The organism is Erwinia aphidicola, assembly GCF_024169515.1.
GTDB lineage: Bacteria > Pseudomonadota > Gammaproteobacteria > Enterobacterales > Enterobacteriaceae > Erwinia > Erwinia aphidicola.
On sequence record NZ_JAMKCQ010000001.1, the window covers coordinates 4158584 to 4175360 of the forward strand.

16 protein-coding genes are annotated in these 16777 nt (G+C 55.7%); 9 read left to right on the forward strand and 7 right to left on the reverse strand.

The genetic code is table 11. From position 1 onward, the window contains the following. Positions 1–294: 294 nt before the first annotated feature. From J2Y91_RS19510 to J2Y91_RS19520, 3 genes are all read right to left on the reverse strand, one after another. On the reverse strand, positions 295–2253 hold the full coding sequence (locus tag J2Y91_RS19510) for a methyl-accepting chemotaxis protein (RefSeq protein WP_133623612.1): 1959 nt from the start codon (positions 2251–2253) through the stop codon (positions 295–297). Positions 2254–2513: 260 nt separating this feature from the next. Continuing rightward, on the reverse strand, positions 2514–3767 hold the full coding sequence (locus tag J2Y91_RS19515; RefSeq protein ID WP_133623611.1) for an enolase C-terminal domain-like protein: 1254 nt from the start codon (positions 3765–3767) through the stop codon (positions 2514–2516). Between the two features lie 86 nt (positions 3768–3853). Further along, a complete protein-coding gene (locus tag J2Y91_RS19520; protein WP_048917993.1) occupies positions 3854–4561 on the reverse strand; it encodes a FadR/GntR family transcriptional regulator in 708 nt (235 codons plus the stop codon). A 245-nt stretch (positions 4562–4806) separates the two neighbouring features. Here J2Y91_RS19520 and J2Y91_RS19525 point away from each other — a divergent pair, with 245 nt between their 5' ends. The 4 genes from J2Y91_RS19525 (at position 4807) to idnD (ending at position 9343) form a co-directional block, all read left to right on the forward strand. Beyond that, the gene (locus J2Y91_RS19525; RefSeq protein ID WP_133623609.1) at positions 4807–5574 is read left to right on the forward strand and encodes an SDR family oxidoreductase; all 768 of its coding nucleotides are present in this window, start codon (positions 4807–4809) and stop codon (positions 5572–5574) included. 65 nt (positions 5575–5639) lie between these two features. After that, on the forward strand, positions 5640–6926 hold the full coding sequence (locus J2Y91_RS19530) for an MFS transporter (RefSeq protein ID WP_133623608.1): 1287 nt from the start codon (positions 5640–5642) through the stop codon (positions 6924–6926). Positions 6927–6945: 19 nt separating this feature from the next. Next, entirely contained in the window at positions 6946–8310 is a 1365-nt protein-coding gene (locus J2Y91_RS19535; RefSeq protein ID WP_048918014.1) for an MFS transporter, read from the forward strand. Continuing rightward, the gene (gene idnD / locus J2Y91_RS19540; RefSeq protein WP_133623607.1) at positions 8297–9343 is read left to right on the forward strand and encodes an L-idonate 5-dehydrogenase; all 1047 of its coding nucleotides are present in this window, start codon (positions 8297–8299) and stop codon (positions 9341–9343) included. The genes J2Y91_RS19535 and idnD overlap by 14 nt, the downstream gene beginning before the upstream one ends. A gap of 108 nt (positions 9344–9451) precedes the next feature. Here idnD and J2Y91_RS19545 read toward each other — a convergent pair whose 3' ends face one another. Further along, the gene (locus J2Y91_RS19545) at positions 9452–10027 is read right to left on the reverse strand and encodes a flavin reductase family protein (protein ID WP_048917997.1); all 576 of its coding nucleotides are present in this window, start codon (positions 10025–10027) and stop codon (positions 9452–9454) included. A 66-nt stretch (positions 10028–10093) separates the two neighbouring features. Between J2Y91_RS19545 and J2Y91_RS19550 the strand changes: the two genes are divergently transcribed. Further along, entirely contained in the window at positions 10094–10270 is a 177-nt protein-coding gene (locus J2Y91_RS19550) for a hypothetical protein (protein WP_166643178.1), read from the forward strand. On the opposite strand, the gene J2Y91_RS19555 is transcribed toward J2Y91_RS19550, so the two are convergent. Together J2Y91_RS19555 and J2Y91_RS19560 are read right to left on the reverse strand one after the other, a co-directional pair. Beyond that, entirely contained in the window at positions 10267–10905 is a 639-nt protein-coding gene (locus tag J2Y91_RS19555; RefSeq protein WP_133623606.1) for a cysteine hydrolase family protein, read from the reverse strand. The genes J2Y91_RS19550 and J2Y91_RS19555 overlap by 4 nt on opposite strands. Before the next feature lie 65 nt (positions 10906–10970). Then, positions 10971–11669: a cysteine hydrolase family protein gene (locus tag J2Y91_RS19560; RefSeq protein WP_133623605.1), complete on the reverse strand. Its 699-nt coding sequence runs from the start codon at positions 11667–11669 to the stop codon at positions 10971–10973. Positions 11670–11817: 148 nt separating this feature from the next. On the opposite strand from J2Y91_RS19560, the gene J2Y91_RS19565 reads away from it, so the two are divergent. Next, complete coding sequence (locus tag J2Y91_RS19565; RefSeq protein WP_099753829.1) at positions 11818–12774, forward strand: GlxA family transcriptional regulator; 957 nt, start codon at positions 11818–11820, stop codon at positions 12772–12774. On the opposite strand, the gene J2Y91_RS19570 is transcribed toward J2Y91_RS19565, so the two are convergent. Further along, a complete protein-coding gene (locus tag J2Y91_RS19570) occupies positions 12771–13760 on the reverse strand; it encodes an aldo/keto reductase (protein WP_133623604.1) in 990 nt (329 codons plus the stop codon). The two genes, J2Y91_RS19565 and J2Y91_RS19570, sit on opposite strands and share 4 nt — an antisense overlap. A gap of 314 nt (positions 13761–14074) precedes the next feature. Here J2Y91_RS19570 and J2Y91_RS19575 point away from each other — a divergent pair, with 314 nt between their 5' ends. The 3 genes from J2Y91_RS19575 to J2Y91_RS19585 all read left to right on the forward strand — a co-directional run bounded on the left by J2Y91_RS19575 (position 14075) and on the right by J2Y91_RS19585 (position 16658). Further along, positions 14075–14470 carry a (R)-mandelonitrile lyase gene (locus tag J2Y91_RS19575; RefSeq protein WP_253539554.1) on the forward strand — a complete coding sequence of 132 codons (396 nt, stop codon included), beginning with the start codon at positions 14075–14077 and terminating at the stop codon, positions 14468–14470. 206 nt (positions 14471–14676) lie between these two features. Continuing rightward, positions 14677–15891, forward strand: a complete 1215-nt coding sequence (locus J2Y91_RS19580) for an AAA family ATPase (protein WP_253539173.1) — start codon at positions 14677–14679, stop codon at positions 15889–15891. Beyond that, positions 15888–16658, forward strand: a complete 771-nt coding sequence (locus J2Y91_RS19585; RefSeq protein ID WP_253539176.1) for a retron system putative HNH endonuclease — start codon at positions 15888–15890, stop codon at positions 16656–16658. The genes J2Y91_RS19580 and J2Y91_RS19585 overlap by 4 nt, the downstream gene beginning before the upstream one ends. Positions 16659–16777: the final 119 nt, after the last annotated feature.

The following is a 16777-nucleotide window of genomic DNA, read 5'->3' on the forward strand; positions in this document are numbered from 1 at the left end:
TCACGTAGTGATAAAAAAACTGATGAAACAATTAGCGCGCTCATGATTAACCTATTGTTTTACATGACGAGCGCTATTTCCTGATAATAATTAGTAACTAAATTTCTTCATTTTTTTAACAAAAAAGAGTGAGGGCGATCGCCTTTCCACACTGTGTAAATGGATAAGTGTGAGGGCGATCAACTGCTGCAGGGTTATCGGTAACAGGAAATGTGGAGGGGACAGTCCGGTTTAACCTGGCACTGTCAGTAAAGTTCAGGGCCGCAGCCAGCGGCCGCCGCCCTGCCCGTGCGTTTACCGGCTTTGCACCAGCTTTTGCAATACTTTGAGCTGTGCAACCGCTTCCTGCATTGCATCAATCCCGGAAGTCATTTCGTTAAGCTTATCGAGGTTATCACTAATGCTCTTACGTTCGCTGGCCGTCTGGCTGCTCATTGCCGCGATGGCGTTGGCGGCATCGATGCTCTGCTCGGCCATCTGTTTCGCACGCTCGACGGTAGTCTCCGCCACTTTACGGATATGCAGAATGGTACTCACCGAGTCGGTAATGCTGCGCGAGGTGGCATCCGCCTGCTCTTTCGAGGAGTGCGCCAGGCGGCGCACTTCGCTGGCGACCACGGCAAAACCTCGCCCTGCCTCCCCGGCGCGTGCTGCTTCCACCGCGGCATTCAGCGCCAGAATATTGGTTTGAAACGCAATATTACTGATGCCGCTATTGATAGTGGTAATCCCGGCGGAGAGGGTTTCCAGCTGATCAAGGCCGCTGCTGAGCTGATGCTGCGCCTGCTGGCTGTGCAGCGCGGCATCGCTGATCGAACGGATATTGCTTTCTGCCGCGCTCAGCGCTTCGCTCTGGCTGCGCGTGGCGTTTTCCAGCGCCGGCAGCGATTTCATCAGCGGGTCGAGCTGCTGCTGATAGTCCACCACCTGATTCACAATTTTGCTTTGCAGCGCGTTCAGCGCCTCCCAGCGGCGCAGGGCGCGCTGCGCATAGTGGCTGGCATAACCGGCATACTGTACCGGGAAGTTGCGCATCGCATCCAATGGACGATGGAAGAATGCCAGCGCCGACAGCGTCTGATTGATCGGCACACCAAGGATTTCGCCAAAGCTGGAAAAGCCCGCCGCCGGGATGCCGGTGAAGAAGTGGGACTGCGGCAGGCGCGCCAGGTTACCGGCCCGGCGCAGTACGCAGTCATTCAGCAGCAGCGCCGCTGGCTCGCCATACTGCGCGGTAAACTTCTGCCAGTCTTCGCGCGTGGCCGCAGCAAAGTCGGTCTCCTGCAGCAAATGCAGGCGATCGCCAAACTCCAGATCGCAGAAGAACTGAATGCGGTCCGGCAAAATTTTGGCGATGGAACGAATGAAGAACTCCTCTTCGACTTTTACCGCAAAGGTCAGCCCCTGCAGGCTTTGTTGCAGGTTAGCCGGCGTGCAATTTAACTGCGCGCACAGCGCATCGATAACGTTGTGCTGGCGCCCCTGGGCATCAAACAGCGAGGTGACGGTGCGTGCCACCGGGTCCGCTTCCGCGACCAGCCAGCTGTGCGCTGTCGGGACAAAGTTCTGGCTTTTAAACGGCGCAAAGGATTTACCGGCGGCCATCTGGCAGAAGACGATCACCGCCTTGCCCTGCAAAATACGCCCGCCGTTGGCGATCCAGGTGCCGTCAAAATCCAGCGTGCCGCCTGCGGACCCGCCAATCGCCAGACACGGGAAGCGACCGGAGGCATACCACGCCTGCATCAGGAATCCTTCGGATGCTGACAGGCCATCACAGAAGATCAGCGCAAAGGTCCGTTCTGCCGAGAGTGGCATTTTTAGCGCCAGATGCTCAAGCTCGCGCTGAATAGCGCTGACACGCTGCGAGGCATCCGAAGTATCCTGTACGTGCAGATCAACCTCATGCACTTCGTGTGCGGCAATCAGACTCTCCGGCAGCCAAAGCCAGCTTCCCTGCTGCCCGTCACCGTCACAGTAGGTGCTCTGCCCCCGCCCGCTGCACAGTGCGCCATTGGAGGAGAGCGTCAGCACGCTGCGCCGCGCCGCGTTCAGCTTCTGCCACGGCGGACTGACACGGCTGAAATCGGCATGCGGCGGCACAAAACTTAGCAGCAGACCGGCGCTGTTGCGGCTCAGCCCTAGCTCGTTCATGCCTGCAGGAGGGTGGCTGGCGTTGAAAACACCGGCACGAGGTACGCTGCCGCGCGTTTTCAGCCGCGCGGCAGTGTTCCAGAAAGAAGTGTGACTCATTTATTGCCTACTTATTGACTAAGCGCCCGGTGCCGTCTGGGTTGAAATCTGGCACCTGCTGGTGAAAAAAATAAGAGATGCGCTTCCGTGTGTCGTTAGGTTTTACGCTGGGGGTTATCGGCAACGAGGGGGGAAGTATTAGGAGCAATGCGTGCGGTGCGCCAACAGAGAGTTAACGGGCGAGGCAAACCTCGCCCGCGCGGCGATCGGGCCATTTTCCTGGTTCGGGTCAGGCCTGCCTGACCGGGGGCCACCAGTGATTATGGTCGTGCCGCGCTGCCGTCCGGCAGGCGGGCGTTGGTCCAGTCCGGCAGACCCCCGCTCACCGGGAAGCGTTTCGCTTTCTCCTCATCAATATCCACCCCCAGTCCCGGACGGTCACTGAGGTAAGCATAGCCGCGGTCGATTTCCGGGCAGCCTGGGAACACCTCCATCAGCGCCTCATTGACCGGGGTATACTCCTGAATGCCAAAGTTGGTCACGCTGAGATCCAGATGCATATTGGCGGCGACGCCGACAGGGGAAATATCCCCCGGGCCGTGCCACGCGGTTCGCACGCCGTGGATCTCGGCATAGGTCGCCAGCTTCTTCGCGGGGGTAATCCCACCGATGGTGCTGACGTGGCAGCGGATAAAATCGATCAGCTGCTGCTGGATCAGCGGCTTCCATTCGTTGACGTGGGTAAACAGCTCCCCCATCGAGATCGGGGTGCTGCTCTGGGCGCGGATCATTTTCAGCCAGTCGAGGTTCTCTGGCGCAACCGGATCTTCAAGGAAGAACAGCTGGTATGGCTCAAGGTTTTTCGCCAGCTGTACCGCCGCAACCGGTGCGATGCGCTCATGAACGTCGTGAATAAACTCAACGCCAAAGCCTAATTTGTCGCGCAGGTGGTCAAACAGGCGCGGTACCGCACGGGCATAAGCATCCGGGTCAAAATAGATCCCTGCCGTCTGGCTGCGCGGCGAAATTTTCGCTTTGATGTTGCGGGCTTTCGCCAGCTTGCCGGCAATCAGGCGCAGATCTTCGGTGCCGGCGCCGCCGTACATCCCCATCTGACAGCGCACATACTGATAGCCCTCTTCCATGCGCGCGCGGATGTTGTCCTCCACTTCTACTTCATCGGCACCGTCGCAGTGGCGATAGAGCGGAATACCGTCGCGGCATTTGCCGCCCAGCAGCTGATAGACCGGCAGTCCGGCAACCTTGCCCTTAATATCCCACAGCGCCATATCAATGCCGGACAGCGCGTTGTTCATGATCGGGCCGCTGCGCCAGTAGCCGCTGACCGCCGCCGACTGCCAGATATCCTCTATGCGCAGCGGATCTTTCCCCAGCAAAAATGGACGCATGTAATTTTCAATCGCGGCTTCCACGGCGAAAATGCGCTGGGTAAAAGTGGCGCAGCCCAAACCGTACAGCCCCGGCTGATTGGTTTCGACTTTAACAACCACCAGATCGATGCCGCCGGGTGCCGTCAGCAGGGTTCTGACATTCGTTATTTTCAACGTTTCCATAACTGTCTCCGTATCACCGCAATGATGTATGATGTCCTACAAGATAAGGTTTTAAAAAAAGCCTCGCACTGAGGCTTTTTGCGCGACTACTTTTCGCCCAATTTCACTTCTTCAATCGCGCTGACGTTGTGCGCCATCGCGCTGTTCAGGGTTTCGCTGGCGGTGGCCGCATCACGGTTTTTCAGCGCCATAAACACCTTAATATGCGCCTCGACGCTTTCCAGCGTGACGCCCAGCACCCGGTTAAGCTCTTCCAGATAATGGATATAGATATTCTTCAGCGACTCCATCACGTGGATAAACACCTTGTTATGCGAGGCTTTAACAATCGCCAGGTGAAAATCGTAGTCGGCTAAGGAGTACTTTTTGTAGTCGTCTTTGCTGACCAGCATGCGGTTCAGCGCCTGCTCCAGCCGCACGATGTCTTCATCAGTGGCATTCTCCACGGCCAGGTCCATGCAGCGGAACTCTACCGTCTGGCGGAACACGCGCATATCGTCAAACTCTTCCTGTGAGAGGTGCAGTATCGGCTGGCTGTCGCTGAAAGCGCCGTAGCGCGACACTTCACGCGTAACAAAGGTGCCCTTGCCCTGATGGGTCACCACCACGCCGAGGTCGCGCAGTTTCTGCACCGCACTGCGCACGCTGACCCGGCTAACGTTAAAGGTTGCCGTCAGTTCAGCTTCCGAAGGCAGCTTACAGCCCGGCTCCCACACGCCGTCCTGAATGTTTTGCTTCATCTGCTGATAGATCAGATTCACCACGTTGTGCTTTTGTACGCTTTCCAGGGTCACTGCCGTCCTCTCTTAACCTGTCCTACAAGCTGGGTTTATTTTTAGCATTGTCGTGGTGTCATTAGCAAGGCTTTGATGATAAATAGTTAACCCTATGATTTTCATACGCTAAGCTGCATTGCAGCAATTAAAATGTGATATTGCCTGCATTTTTATTATCCCCGGATTGCCGATTTAACACGCATCACGTAGATATTAAGCCACAACTTGTTAGTCATGTTACATATACATTAACCGGAGTTACTATGTCTTCTCTGTTCTCCCTTGCTGGTAAAACCGCGCTGATTACCGGCTCCACCCGCGGCCTTGGCCTGGCCTATGCTCAGGGGCTGGCGGCGGCTGGCGCAGCGGTGATTATCAACGGTACGCAGCAGCAGCACCTGCACTCTGCCCTGGCCACCCTCGACGCTCAGGGCGCCAGCGCACGCGGGTTTCTGTTTAACGTCGCCGATGAATCAGCGGTTGAGGCCGTGTTCCGTCAGCTTGATGAAGAACAGGTCAATGTCGATATTGTGATTAATAACGCCGGGATCCAATTTCGCAAACCGATGCTCGAACTGGCGCTCAGCGACTGGCAGCGCGTGCTGGATATCAATCTCACCAGCGCATTTATCGTCTCGCGTGCCGCCGCGACGCGCATGGTGGCGCGCAACAGCGGCGGCAAGATCATCAATATTGGCTCCCTCACCAGCGAAGCGGCGCGGGCCACCGTTGCCCCCTATACCGCGGCTAAAGGCGGTATCAAGCTGCTCACCAAGTCGATGGCGGCAGAGTGGGCACAGTACAACATTCAGAGCAACGGAATCGGCCCGGGCTACATCCTGACCGATATGAACCAGGCGCTGGTGGATAACCAGGAGTTTGATCAGTGGGTGCGCAGCAGTAACCCTTCCGGGCGCTGGGGCCACCCCGATGAGCTGATCGGCACCGCTGTCTATCTGGCCTCGTCAGCGTCCAACTACGTGAACGGCCAGATGATCTACGTTGACGGCGGCTGGCTCGCCACCCTGTAACAGCGCATACCCTACCGGAGCAGAGCGCTAAGACTCTGCCCTTCCATGATACCGAGGTCAGCACCATGAATCAGACAATCGCGGCGGCACTGCCCGCCAGTCGCTGGGGGAAACTGATCCCCATCGCTTTCATTACCTACAGTCTCGCCTATCTTGACCGCGCCAATTATGGCTTTGGTGCCGCAGCGGGGCTGGCTGAAGATCTGAATATTACGCCCGCTATTTCGTCCCTTCTCGGCGCGCTGTTCTTTCTCGGCTACTTCTGCTTTCAGGTGCCCGGCGGGATTTATGCGGAAAAGCATTCGGCTAAGCGGCTGATTTTCTGGAGCCTGGTGCTGTGGGGCGCGCTGGCGGCGGCCACCGGAATGGTGCACAACGTGGTCCTGCTGGCCGCGATCCGCTTTCTGCTCGGCGTGGCCGAAAGCGTGGTGATGCCCGCCATGCTGATTTTCCTCAGCCACTGGTTTACCCGCGCTGAGCGTTCAAAAGCCAATACGTTCCTGTTCCTCGGTAACCCGATCACCGTGCTCTGGATGTCGATCCTTTCCGGTTATCTGGTCAATGCCTTCGGCTGGCGCGGCATGTTTATTATCGAAGGGGTTCCGGCAATTCTCTGGGCGGGGATCTGGTGGCTGGTGTATGCAGACCGCCCGCGCGACGCCAAATGGCTGAGCGAGGCGGAAAAACGGGCGATTGAGAGTGCGCTGGCTGCGGAGCAGCAGGCGATCAAACCGGTTAAAAACTACCGTGAAGCGTTTCGCTCACCGAAAGTGCTGGCGCTGGCATTTATCCACTTCTTCTGGAACATCGGCATGTACGGTTTCATTATGTGGCTGCCGTCGATGCTGAAAAGTGCCTCGGGCATGGGGATTGTGGCGACAGGCTGGCTCTCCGCCGCACCTTATCTGCTGGCGGTACCGCTAATGCTGGCAGCTTCGTGGTTTTCTGACAAATACCAGCAGCGTAAGGCTATTGTCCTGTTGTTCCTCGGACTCGGCGCGATCTGCTTTATCGCCTCCTTCTCCATCGGGCCTGCTCACTTCTGGCTCTCGTGGGTGCTACTGGTGATTGCCGGTGGTGCAATGTATACCCCTTACGGCCCGTTCTTTGCGGCGATCCCTGAAATGATCCCACGTAACGTCGTGGCTGGGGCGATGTCGTTCGTGGTCTGTTTTGGCGCACTGGGATCCTTTATTGGTGCGTGGATCGTAGGCTATCTTAACGGCCTGACCGGTAGCCCCGACGCGTCCTACATCTTTATGGGCGGTTCGCTGGTGTTGGCGGTGCTGCTCGCCGCGCTGACCACCTTCAGCAGCCACTCCTCCACGGCGCAAGCCACTGTGGCCGGCTAAGGGGGCAATGATGACGACGATGAAACCCACGCGTTCACGCTTGACCATTCTGCTGATGCTGTTTGTGGTGACGGCCATCAATTATATGGACCGCGCCAATCTGTCGGTGGCGGGGTCGCACATTCAGGGCGAGTTTGCCCTGTCACCGACCCAGCTTGGCCTGCTGTTTTCAATGTTCACCTGGTTTTATGCCATGAGCCAGATCCCGGTCGGCTATATTCTGGACCGGGTGGGTTCGCGGGTGCTGTACGGCAGCGCCATCGTGCTGTGGAGTATCTTTACCTTTGTGATGGGCTTTGCCTCGCACCATCTTTTCGCTACCGCCAGCGCATCGTTCGCCATGCTGCTGGCCTGCCGCGCGCTGATTGGCGTGGCGGAGGCGCCCTCTTTCCCTTCTAACACCAAGATCATTGCCAGCTGGTTCCCGGACCACGAACGCGCGCGCGCCACCGCCTTTTACTCCAGCGCGCAATATATTGGCCTGGCGCTGCTGACGCCGCTGCTCTCCTGGATCGTGGCGGAATACGGCTGGGAGATGTCGTTTTATCTCTCCGGCGGGATTGGCATTGCGTTTGGCATTTACTGGCTGATCGCCTATCGCGACCCGCAGCACAGCAAAACGGTCAATCAGGCAGAGCTGGAGTATATTCGCGCCGGTGGCGGCTATGGTTCCAGTAATCAGAAAGGTAGCAGTGGCAAAGTGAACTGGGCCAGCGTCAAGCATATCCTGCGCCAGCGTACCGTGTGGGGGCTATTTATTGCCCAGTTCGCCGCTTCATCGACCCTCTATTTCTTCCTGACGTGGTTTATTGTCTATCTGGAAAAAGGGCTGGGGCTGTCGATTGCCAAAGCGGGGATCGGGGCGATGTTCCCCTACCTGATGGCGATGGCGGGCGTGCTGTGCGGCGGTACGTTGAGCGATATGCTGCTGAAAAAAGGGCATTCACGCACGTTTGCCCGCAAGCTACCGGTGATGAGCGGCCTGTTGGTCACCACCTCCATTGCGCTGGTCAACTTTTTCCAGCACAGCCCGACAATTGCCATCGCGATTCTGTCAGTCGCCTTCTTTGCCAATGCCTTTTCTAACCTCGGCTGGGTGGTGTGCAGCGATGTTATTCCACGCCATCTGATCGGCACCATCGGCGGCTTCCTGAATATCTTCGGCAACCTGTCCGGCATCATCAGCCCTATCGTGATTGGCGTGATCCTCGAACGCACCCATAACTTCCAGTATGCCATGTGGTATATCGCCGCCGTAGCGCTGGCGGGCTTCTTCGCCTATCTGCTGCTGGTTGGCAAAATAGAGGTGATAGCCCTGCCGGATGAAAAACCTGAAGCGGATGAACCATTAAAAAAACTGAGGGAAAACAATGCAGCACATTAAAGAAATCGTTGCCAGCGTGGTCAGCGGTGCGCATCAGGTCAGTAATGAAACGCGCAGCCTGGCGTGGAGCGACAGCCAGGTGCTGGTGAAGGTCGAGCGCGGCGGGATCTGCGGCTCCGATCTGCATTACTATCAGCACGGCCGTGCCGGGATGTCGATACTAAAGCAGCCGCTTATACTGGGGCATGAATTTGTCGGCCGCATTGAACAAGCTCCGCCAGAAAGCGGCTTGCGGGCCGGTCAGCGCGTGGCGGTCAATCCTTCGCAACCCTGTAATCAGTGCGAGCTGTGCCTGAAGGGCAAACAGAACCTCTGCCGCACCATGAAGTTTATGGGCAGCGCGCAGTTCTTCCCTCATATCAACGGTGGGTTTGCCAGCTTTGTCGCGGTTAGCCCGGCGCAGTGCGTGCCATTCGCCGAGGATGTGGACAGCAAGATTATTGCCTTTGCCGAGCCGCTGGCAGTGGCACTGCATGCCATTCACCAGGCGGGGGAAATTTTCGGCAAGAAGGTGCTGGTGACCGGTTCCGGTCCGATTGGCTGCCTGGTGATCGCGGCCGCCTTAGCGGGCGGGGCCGCTGAGATCGTCGCAACCGATATGAGTCCGCGCTGCCGCCAGCTGGCGCTGGAAATGGGGGCCACGCAGGCGATCGATCCTAGCGATGAGAGCCTCACCGCCCACTGGCTGGAAGACGGTGGCTATTTCGACCTGTGCTTTGAAGCCTCGGGGGCAGCAGCGGCTATCGCCTCCACCGTCGGTTTTACCCGCCCGGCAGGGCGCATTGTGCAGCTGGGGATGGGCGCGGCCGCGCTGGAATTCCCCCTTGGGCCTCTACTGGTTAAGGAGATTGTGCTGGCAGGATCCTTCCGCTTTATCAGCGAGTTCCAGCTGGCAGTGCGCTGGCTGGAGAGCGGGCGGATAAACCCCCTGCCGCTGCTTTCCGCCGAGTTCCCGCAGCAGGCTATCGTGGCGGCGCTGGAAATGGCCAGCGATAAGAGCCGTGCGGCCAAGGTGCAGGTCGTATTCGGCTAACGTTATGGCGAGGCATGCCTCGCCACTACGGGATTGCGGATGCAGGCGCAACAGCCAGGGGTTAACGTAGGGGTCAGGCCTGCCTGACCCGCGATCCCCCGCGCTGATTCAACCTTCCAGCACGTTCAACGACTCGCCCGTGGCATAGAACTGCCCGCCTGCCACGTAGTGCAGGCTGCGCAGTGCGGGGTCGGCCTGGTCAAAATGCCAGTGACCTTCGCTGAATACCCGGCTGTCGGCCCATGCGCCCACCACTTCAGCGATAAACAGATCATAAGTGTTCTGAATATGAGGTTCGGGGATCAGCCGGCAGGCCAGCCACGCGGAACAGCCGCGTACAAACGGCAGGTCGTAGCCGTCGAAGCTGAACAGCTCCACGCCGCAGTTGGCCAGCTTATCGGGTTCGTTAAACAGGCTGCGCGTGCCAACCGCATGGGTAAGATTGATCTGTGCGACGGTCGGAACCTGAATCACAAACAGCCCGCTCTCCTCTACCAGCTGCCGGGTTTTGGCGATTTTGTCGATCACTACCGTCAGCTTTGACGGCGAGAAATCCAGCCCGCAGGCCCAGGCCGCTGCCATCACATCTTCCGTGCCGCCTGCGCGCGCTGAAACAAGGATGGTCGGGCCGTGATTAATCAGGCGGTAGGCCTTTTCCAGTTCAACCGGGACAATATTGTTCATTGATTTCCACCCTGATGGATTTTTTGCATTACGATCATATCAAGGGTATCTCATCGGGGAATCATCATGCCACTGCTAATCCTGGTACTGCTCAGCGCGCTGCTGCCGCTGCGGGTCGCGACTGCCGACAGCAGCGGCTGCCAGCAACAGTGCTATATCGAAAACAGTCGCTGCGACCGTGACAGTCGCAGCGGCTGTAGCAGTACACTTCAGCGCTGTCTGCAGGCCTGCGCCCACCGTTAACGGCTGACGGGCAGATCAAGCACCTGCTGGGTAGTTTTGATCTCGGCGAACACGTCTGCGACGGCGGCCAGGGCAGCACGCTGCAGATCCTTGCTGTCGACAACGTTGTTATCCCAGGTCGCCAGGCTGCGCGTGGCGGTAGCATCTTGCGGGATAATGACCTCATAGCCCAGCGGCACGGCGTCACGCGCGGTAGATGAGACGCACATGTGGGTCATCAGGCCGCATACGATCAGCGTTTTAATTCCTTTCGCTTTCAGCTGCGCATCCAGATCGGTGCCGACGAACGAACTTGGGGTCGGTTTGGTAATCGTGATATCGCCCTCAACCGGCAGCAACTCCGGGTGAAACTCAGACAAAAAGTGGTCTTTAGCAAACAGTGGGCCGTCCGCCGGGCCTTCGTGGCGAACGAAAAATACCGGCATCGCGTGGGCATGGGCGAAATCAACCAGCTTGCGCGACTGCGTTAAGACTTTCATGCCGTCGGCGATCGGCATTTTGCCGTCAAAATATTCATTCTGGATATCGATAACGATCAGCGCAGTCTCGTTGGCCGTCAGTTGGTTAATAGCCGTGGCGCCGCTCATGGTGCGGATGCTGGGTGCCTGGCTTGCAGTAGCAGATAATGTGGTCATGTTATTTTCCTGTAAGCGTGTTCAATTAGTGGCCTGTCTGATTATAGACAGGCTCACAAAGGGGATTAGTTAATTACCCGCATATCGAGAACCTGCTGGGTGGTTTTGATCTCGGCGAATACGTCCGCAACGCCTGCCAGCGCGGCACGCTGCAGATCCTTGCTGTCGACGACGCTATTATCCCAGGTCGCCAGGCTACGAGTGGCAGTTGCATCTTCCGGAATAATCACCTGATAACCTAATGGCACAGCATCGCGGGCGGTGGAAGAGACACACATATGGGTCATCAGTCCGGTGACAATCAAATCTTTGATGCCCAGTTTTTTCAGCTGCGCATCAAGGTCGGTGCCAACAAATGAGCTGGGAGTGGCTTTGGTGATCACAATGTCACCTTTGCCCGGCTGCAGGTCTTTATGGAACTCTGCAAAGTGGCTGCCTTTGGCAAACAGCGGGCCGTCCGCCGGGCCTTCATGACGCACGAAGATCACCAGCATCCCTTTTTTATGCGCAAAATCGACCAGTTTGCGTGACTGCTTCAGGGCTTTCATGCCGTCGGGGATCGGCATTTTACCGTCAAAGTATTCATTCTGAATGTCGATAACCACCAGCGCGGTCTGTTTGGCAGTCAGCTGCTTGATGGATGTCGCGCCGCTCATGGTACGGATAGTCGGAGCCTTGCTGGCGTTTATGGTGTCAGCGGCAACAGCAGCGCCGGAAGCCATCATGGCTAATACCAGGGCAGCGGAGGTGAATAATGTTTTCATGTTATTTCCTTTCTCTCATTTTCAGGTTAGTTTGCTTTTCACTCATCAAGTGATGGCGGCAAGTATCCTCCTGAAACGGCATGTTGAAGAGAGGCGCGGATACCCAAAAACGATCGTTTTGGGCCAGGTTGATTACAGGAGAAGGTTCATGGCGATTAACATAGGGATTGTGGTGTTTGACGACATCATTCCTTTCCATCTCTCCGTGCCCTGCGCGGTATTTGAGAAGGCGCTACAGCCGGATGGCAGCCCTGTTTTTCAGCTAACCGTGTGCGCCACCACGCCGGGCGTGCTGCGCACCAATGCAGGGTTTTCCATTGTTGCGGAGCGGGGATTAGACGCGCTGGATTCAGCGGATATTGTGGTGGTGCCCAGCTGGAGTAAACCGGACGAGCTCCCCCCTGAAGTCCTGCTGGCGGCGCTGCGCAAGGCACATCAGCGTGGAGCTACCGTCGTCGGGCTGTGCCTCGGGGCCTTTGTGCTGGCAGCTGCGGGCCTGCTGAATGGCCGTCGCGCCACCACGCACTGGCGCTGGATGGATGACTTTCTCAGCCGCTATCCGCAGGTCGATATTGACCGCGACGTACTCTATATCGATGAAGAGGATATTGTCACTTCGGCGGGCACCGCAGCCAGCATCGACTGCTGCCTGCACCTGGTGCGTAAACATTGTGGGGCGGATAGCGCTAACAGCGTGGCGCGCCTGCTGGTGGTCCCCCCTCACCGTCAGGGTGGGCAGGCGCAGTACGTTGAGCAGCCGGTGTATAACACCAAAGGCGGGGATAACTTTTTATCGTCACTCAGCTGGGCAACCGAGAACCTGCAGCAGCCATTAACGCTGGATATGCTGGCGGACCACGCCTGCATGAGCCGCCGCAGCTTTACCCGCCGTTTTCAGCAGACCAGCGGCACCAGCTTTAATGTCTGGCTGCTGAATCAGCGGCTGGCGGTAGCGCAGCGTTTTCTGGAAAAAACCGACCAGCCGATTGAGCTGGTGGCGCAGCACAGCGGATTTCCATCCGCCATTGCTCTGCGCCGCCATTTTAAAGCGCAGTTTAATACCTCCCCGGCCCGCTACCGCAGCGAGTTCCGCGGACGGGTTTAGTTGCCGACGCGCTTCATCAGATCGGCGGGGTAACGATCTCCGGTGACTTCGATCTCAACCAGCGCGCTGTTGATCGCCGCCAGATCGGCGGGATCGAGCGTCACTTTTGCCGCATTGAGGTTCTCCTCCAGCCGCTGCAGTTTGGTCGTGCCGGGGATGGGTACAATCCACGGCTGCTGCGCCAGCAGCCACGCCAGCGCAATCTGTGCCGGAGTAACGCCCTTCTCAGTGGCAATCTGCCCCAGCCTGTCGACCAGTTTCTGATTGGCTTTGCGTGCTTCGGCAGCAAAACGCGGCACCTTATTACGGAAGTCATCGCTGGCAAAGGTGGTGCTGTCGTTGATCGCCCCGGTGAGGAAGCCTTTACCCAGCGGACTGAACGGCACAAAGCCGATACCCAGCTCGGCCAGCAGCGGCAGGATCTCTTTCTCCGGCTGGCGCCACCACATTGAGTATTCACTTTGCAGCGCAGTCACCGGCTGCACCGCGTGCGCACGGCGGATGGTCTGTGCCCCGGCTTCGGACAGGCCAAAATGTTTTACTTTCCCTTCGGCGATCAGCTGCTTAACCGTACCGGCCACCTCTTCAATCGGCACGTTAGGGTCGGTGCGGTGCTGATACAGCAGGTCGATGCATTCAATATTGAGACGCTTTAGCGATCCTTCCACCGCTTGGCGGATATGCTGCGGCTGGCTGTTGAGTACCTGGCTGTTATCCGGCTGGGGCAGATCAAAGCCGAACTTGGTGGCGATCGTTACCTGGTCACGCATCGGGGCCAGCGCCTCGCCGAGCAGCGTTTCATTGGTGAACGGGCCGTACACTTCGGCAGTATCAAAGAAGGTGACCCCCTGCTCCACCGCCGAACGGATCAGCTTTATAGCCTGCTGCTTATCGGTCGCCGGGCCATAGCCAAAACTCAGCCCCATACAGCCTAAGCCGAGTGCTGAAACCTCCAGTCCGCTATTACCGAGTTGTCGCTTTTGCATGTTGATCTCCTGATTTAAACGGGCCGGGCATGCCCGGCCCCTACGTCGAAGTAGGGTCGTAAGACGTTACCTGCGTCGCCCGTGACTAAACGATACCTGATGGTAGTCGCGCCCTCGCCAGCACACTATAGTGCTCAGGCGCATGCGCTTATCAACTCCACTCATCAATCACTCCAGATTGAGGCGGCAGCTGGCAGGAATGCACCGCATTAATGAGTTCAGTTCACCACTTCTATAAGCCAGACGCACTCAATCCGCCGTGCGCGATAGCCTATGATGAAGGGGTGTTCAACAATTAAGGATTAAAACCGATGATCGAGATTACAAAAAAAGACAGCAAACCGGCCGTTGCCGGACCGGCAGACTATTTCACCGGGGCGGTTACCGTTGCTTCCCCGTTTGCCACCACTGAACCGGCGCGTCTGAGCGGCGCAACCGTGACCTTTACCCCGGGCGCACGCACCGCCTGGCATACGCATCCGCTGGGGCAGACGCTGCTGGTGACGGCGGGCCAGGGTTGGGTGCAGGAGTGGGGTAAAGAAGCGCAGGCCATCTCTGCTGGCGACAACGTGTGGATCCGTCCCGGGATAAAACACTGGCACGGCGCCAGCGCCGACAGCGCAATGACCCATATTGCCATCGCCGAAGCCGAAGATGGCAAAGTGGTAGACTGGATGGAACATGTCAGCGACGAGCAGTATCAGGGCTAGTATTCACCCTAACGGGCCGACCGAAAAAGATGGTCGGCCCCTGGCACATGTCACTCCTCTTCTTCAACCTTCTTCACCGGGAAGCGCCTGGGCACCACCACAAAGAACACCGGCACGAAACATACAGAACCAAGACAGATCAACACGGTTACATACGTTGATCTGAATGGTATAGTGAGAAAATATGTTTTACTGGAGTGCCACCCTTGAAAATCAAAAAACTTAAGTTGAGTAATTACCGAGCATTCTCAACGTTTGAATGCACGTTCAACCACGATTTAAATGTCCTGGTCGGACTCAATGGCTTTGGTAAAACAACAATTCTCGATGCCATAGCCTGTGCCTTTGGTCAATTTGTTGCAGGGTTTGAAACTGGAAAAGATATCGGCATATCCGATAGCGACATTCGTTTGAGCAAGAATATAGTTAAGGCTGATGATGGGTTATTTTTACAAGAAGATTCAACGTTATTTAATATGGAGCGGCAGTTTCCTGTCGTAATTTCTGTTGAATCCTATCAAGATGAGTATAATTTTCCTCTTAACTGGTCCAGAACGCGAAAAGAGCTCAAAGGGCGTACCTCCCAGGTAAAAGAATTAAAGGAAGTCGCCCAAGCCTTACAGGATGATGTGAAAAAAAACACTTCTGTTACTTTGCCGCTTCTTGGTTTTTACGGCACTGGGCGGCTCTGGAAGCAAAAACGTCTAACCGAAGGGAAAAACCCGGCGAACAAAAAAGACAGTCGGCTTGATGGGTATCAAGATTGCCTTGATCCAGAATCAAGCTACTCTGCTTTCGCATCATGGTTGAGAAGAGAAACTATAGCTGATTTTGAACATCGAATGAAAATTGCCGAATATTCTGGCCTGGAAGATGCTGTTGTTAAAGGTAAAACATTACGTCAAGGCCTGTTAGCAGCTGTAAACCAAGCTATCAATGTCGTTCTTCAACCCTCAGGTTGGAGTAATGTTCGCTATAGCGCGCAAGCAAAAGAGGTTGTAGCAAGCCATAAATTTCAAGGCGATGTTCCTGTATCATCACTTAGCGATGGTGTACGTAATATGATCGGAATGATCGCCGATATAGCCTATCGAGCAGTCAAACTTAATCCACACTTCGGGAATGAAGCTGTACTAAAAACCAGTGGGATTGTGCTAATTGATGAGGTAGATATGCATCTCCATCCGCAATGGCAGCAATTCGTATTACAAAATATCAGTGAGGCATTCCCCAAACTTCAATTCTTTGTTACTACACATAGCCCTCAAGTATTGACTACCGTTGAAAGTAGTAAAATTCTTATTCTTCCTGACTTGTCGGCAGGTAAAACAGTAGCTCTCCCACCTATTATCGGTACTGGTCATGAGGACTTGCAGAAAGCAGACCGGCTAATTAAACGCAGGGAGTTGCTGGGCAAATGAGATACATCAAAAAAAGAAATGGATTTTCAACTAAAGAGCTTCGTGCTCAATGCAGTCAGGGTGCACCAATAACTGCAGATGAGGCCAGAAGACGATGGCATCGGTTTACCGATTCTAACTACAGGTTACATATACAACTAATAACTGAACAGTTTGGCTTGTGCTGTTACAGCGAAATAAATCTGACTGATTTTTCTCTACATCAAAATCTGGGTTCACATCTGGAACATGAGAAACCTAAGAGTTCTTATCCTGCCAGCACTTTTGACTACAATAATTTATTACTGAGCTCACTCGATTCTGAAGATTTAACTCGTTTCCCGCATAGCAATAAATTTGCCGGACATCATAAGAAAAATATTTTTAACCCACAGTTATTCATCTCCCCACAAGACCCAAATTGCAGGGGGTATTTTATATATTCCTCTGAAACTGGGGAGATAAGCCCAGACCTATCGCGACACGTTAATGATCAGAATAAAGCACGCTATACCATCACTCTCTTAAATCTTAATGCTCCATACTTGCTGGCTGAGCGCAGAGAATGGCTGCAGGAAATCGAAAGTCTAATCGCACACTATGTTGAGGATGGTGATGTAGATGCTATAGAAAGTATTGCGCAAGTTGAGCTTACATTAACTCATCGTTCTTGCCCATTTCTCGCAGTGCATATAGATCAGTTACGTAAGTTTCACTCAGCGGTCAGGGCGATTTTTGGCCAACTTGGTGAGAGGGTAATTAATCAGGAATGCCCTAATATTAACTAGAGCGGCGGCTATCACACCGCCGAAGATGGCAAAGTGGTGGACTGGATGGAACATGTCAGCGACGAGCAGTATCAGGGCTAGTATTCACCCTAACGGGCCGACCGTAAAAGAGGGTCGGC

Coding starts and splice junctions, on each gene's coding strand:
- J2Y91_RS19545 (WP_048917997.1), bottom strand. CDS start 10,027: ATGAACAATATTGTCCCGGTTGAACTGGAAAAGGCCTACCGCCTGATT.
- J2Y91_RS19510 (WP_133623612.1), bottom strand. CDS start 2,253: ATGAGTCACACTTCTTTCTGGAACACTGCCGCGCGGCTGAAAACGCGC.
- J2Y91_RS19555 (WP_133623606.1), bottom strand. CDS start 10,905: ATGACCACATTATCTGCTACTGCAAGCCAGGCACCCAGCATCCGCACC.
- J2Y91_RS19535 (WP_048918014.1), top strand. CDS start 6,946: ATGAAACCCACGCGTTCACGCTTGACCATTCTGCTGATGCTGTTTGTG.
- J2Y91_RS19515 (WP_133623611.1), bottom strand. CDS start 3,767: ATGGAAACGTTGAAAATAACGAATGTCAGAACCCTGCTGACGGCACCC.
- J2Y91_RS19565 (WP_099753829.1), top strand. CDS start 11,818: ATGGCGATTAACATAGGGATTGTGGTGTTTGACGACATCATTCCTTTC.
- J2Y91_RS19530 (WP_133623608.1), top strand. CDS start 5,640: ATGAATCAGACAATCGCGGCGGCACTGCCCGCCAGTCGCTGGGGGAAA.
- idnD (WP_133623607.1), top strand. CDS start 8,297: ATGCAGCACATTAAAGAAATCGTTGCCAGCGTGGTCAGCGGTGCGCAT.
- J2Y91_RS19560 (WP_133623605.1), bottom strand. CDS start 11,669: ATGAAAACATTATTCACCTCCGCTGCCCTGGTATTAGCCATGATGGCT.
- J2Y91_RS19585 (WP_253539176.1), top strand. CDS start 15,888: ATGAGATACATCAAAAAAAGAAATGGATTTTCAACTAAAGAGCTTCGT.
- J2Y91_RS19570 (WP_133623604.1), bottom strand. CDS start 13,760: ATGCAAAAGCGACAACTCGGTAATAGCGGACTGGAGGTTTCAGCACTC.
- J2Y91_RS19550 (WP_166643178.1), top strand. CDS start 10,094: ATGCCACTGCTAATCCTGGTACTGCTCAGCGCGCTGCTGCCGCTGCGG.
- J2Y91_RS19525 (WP_133623609.1), top strand. CDS start 4,807: ATGTCTTCTCTGTTCTCCCTTGCTGGTAAAACCGCGCTGATTACCGGC.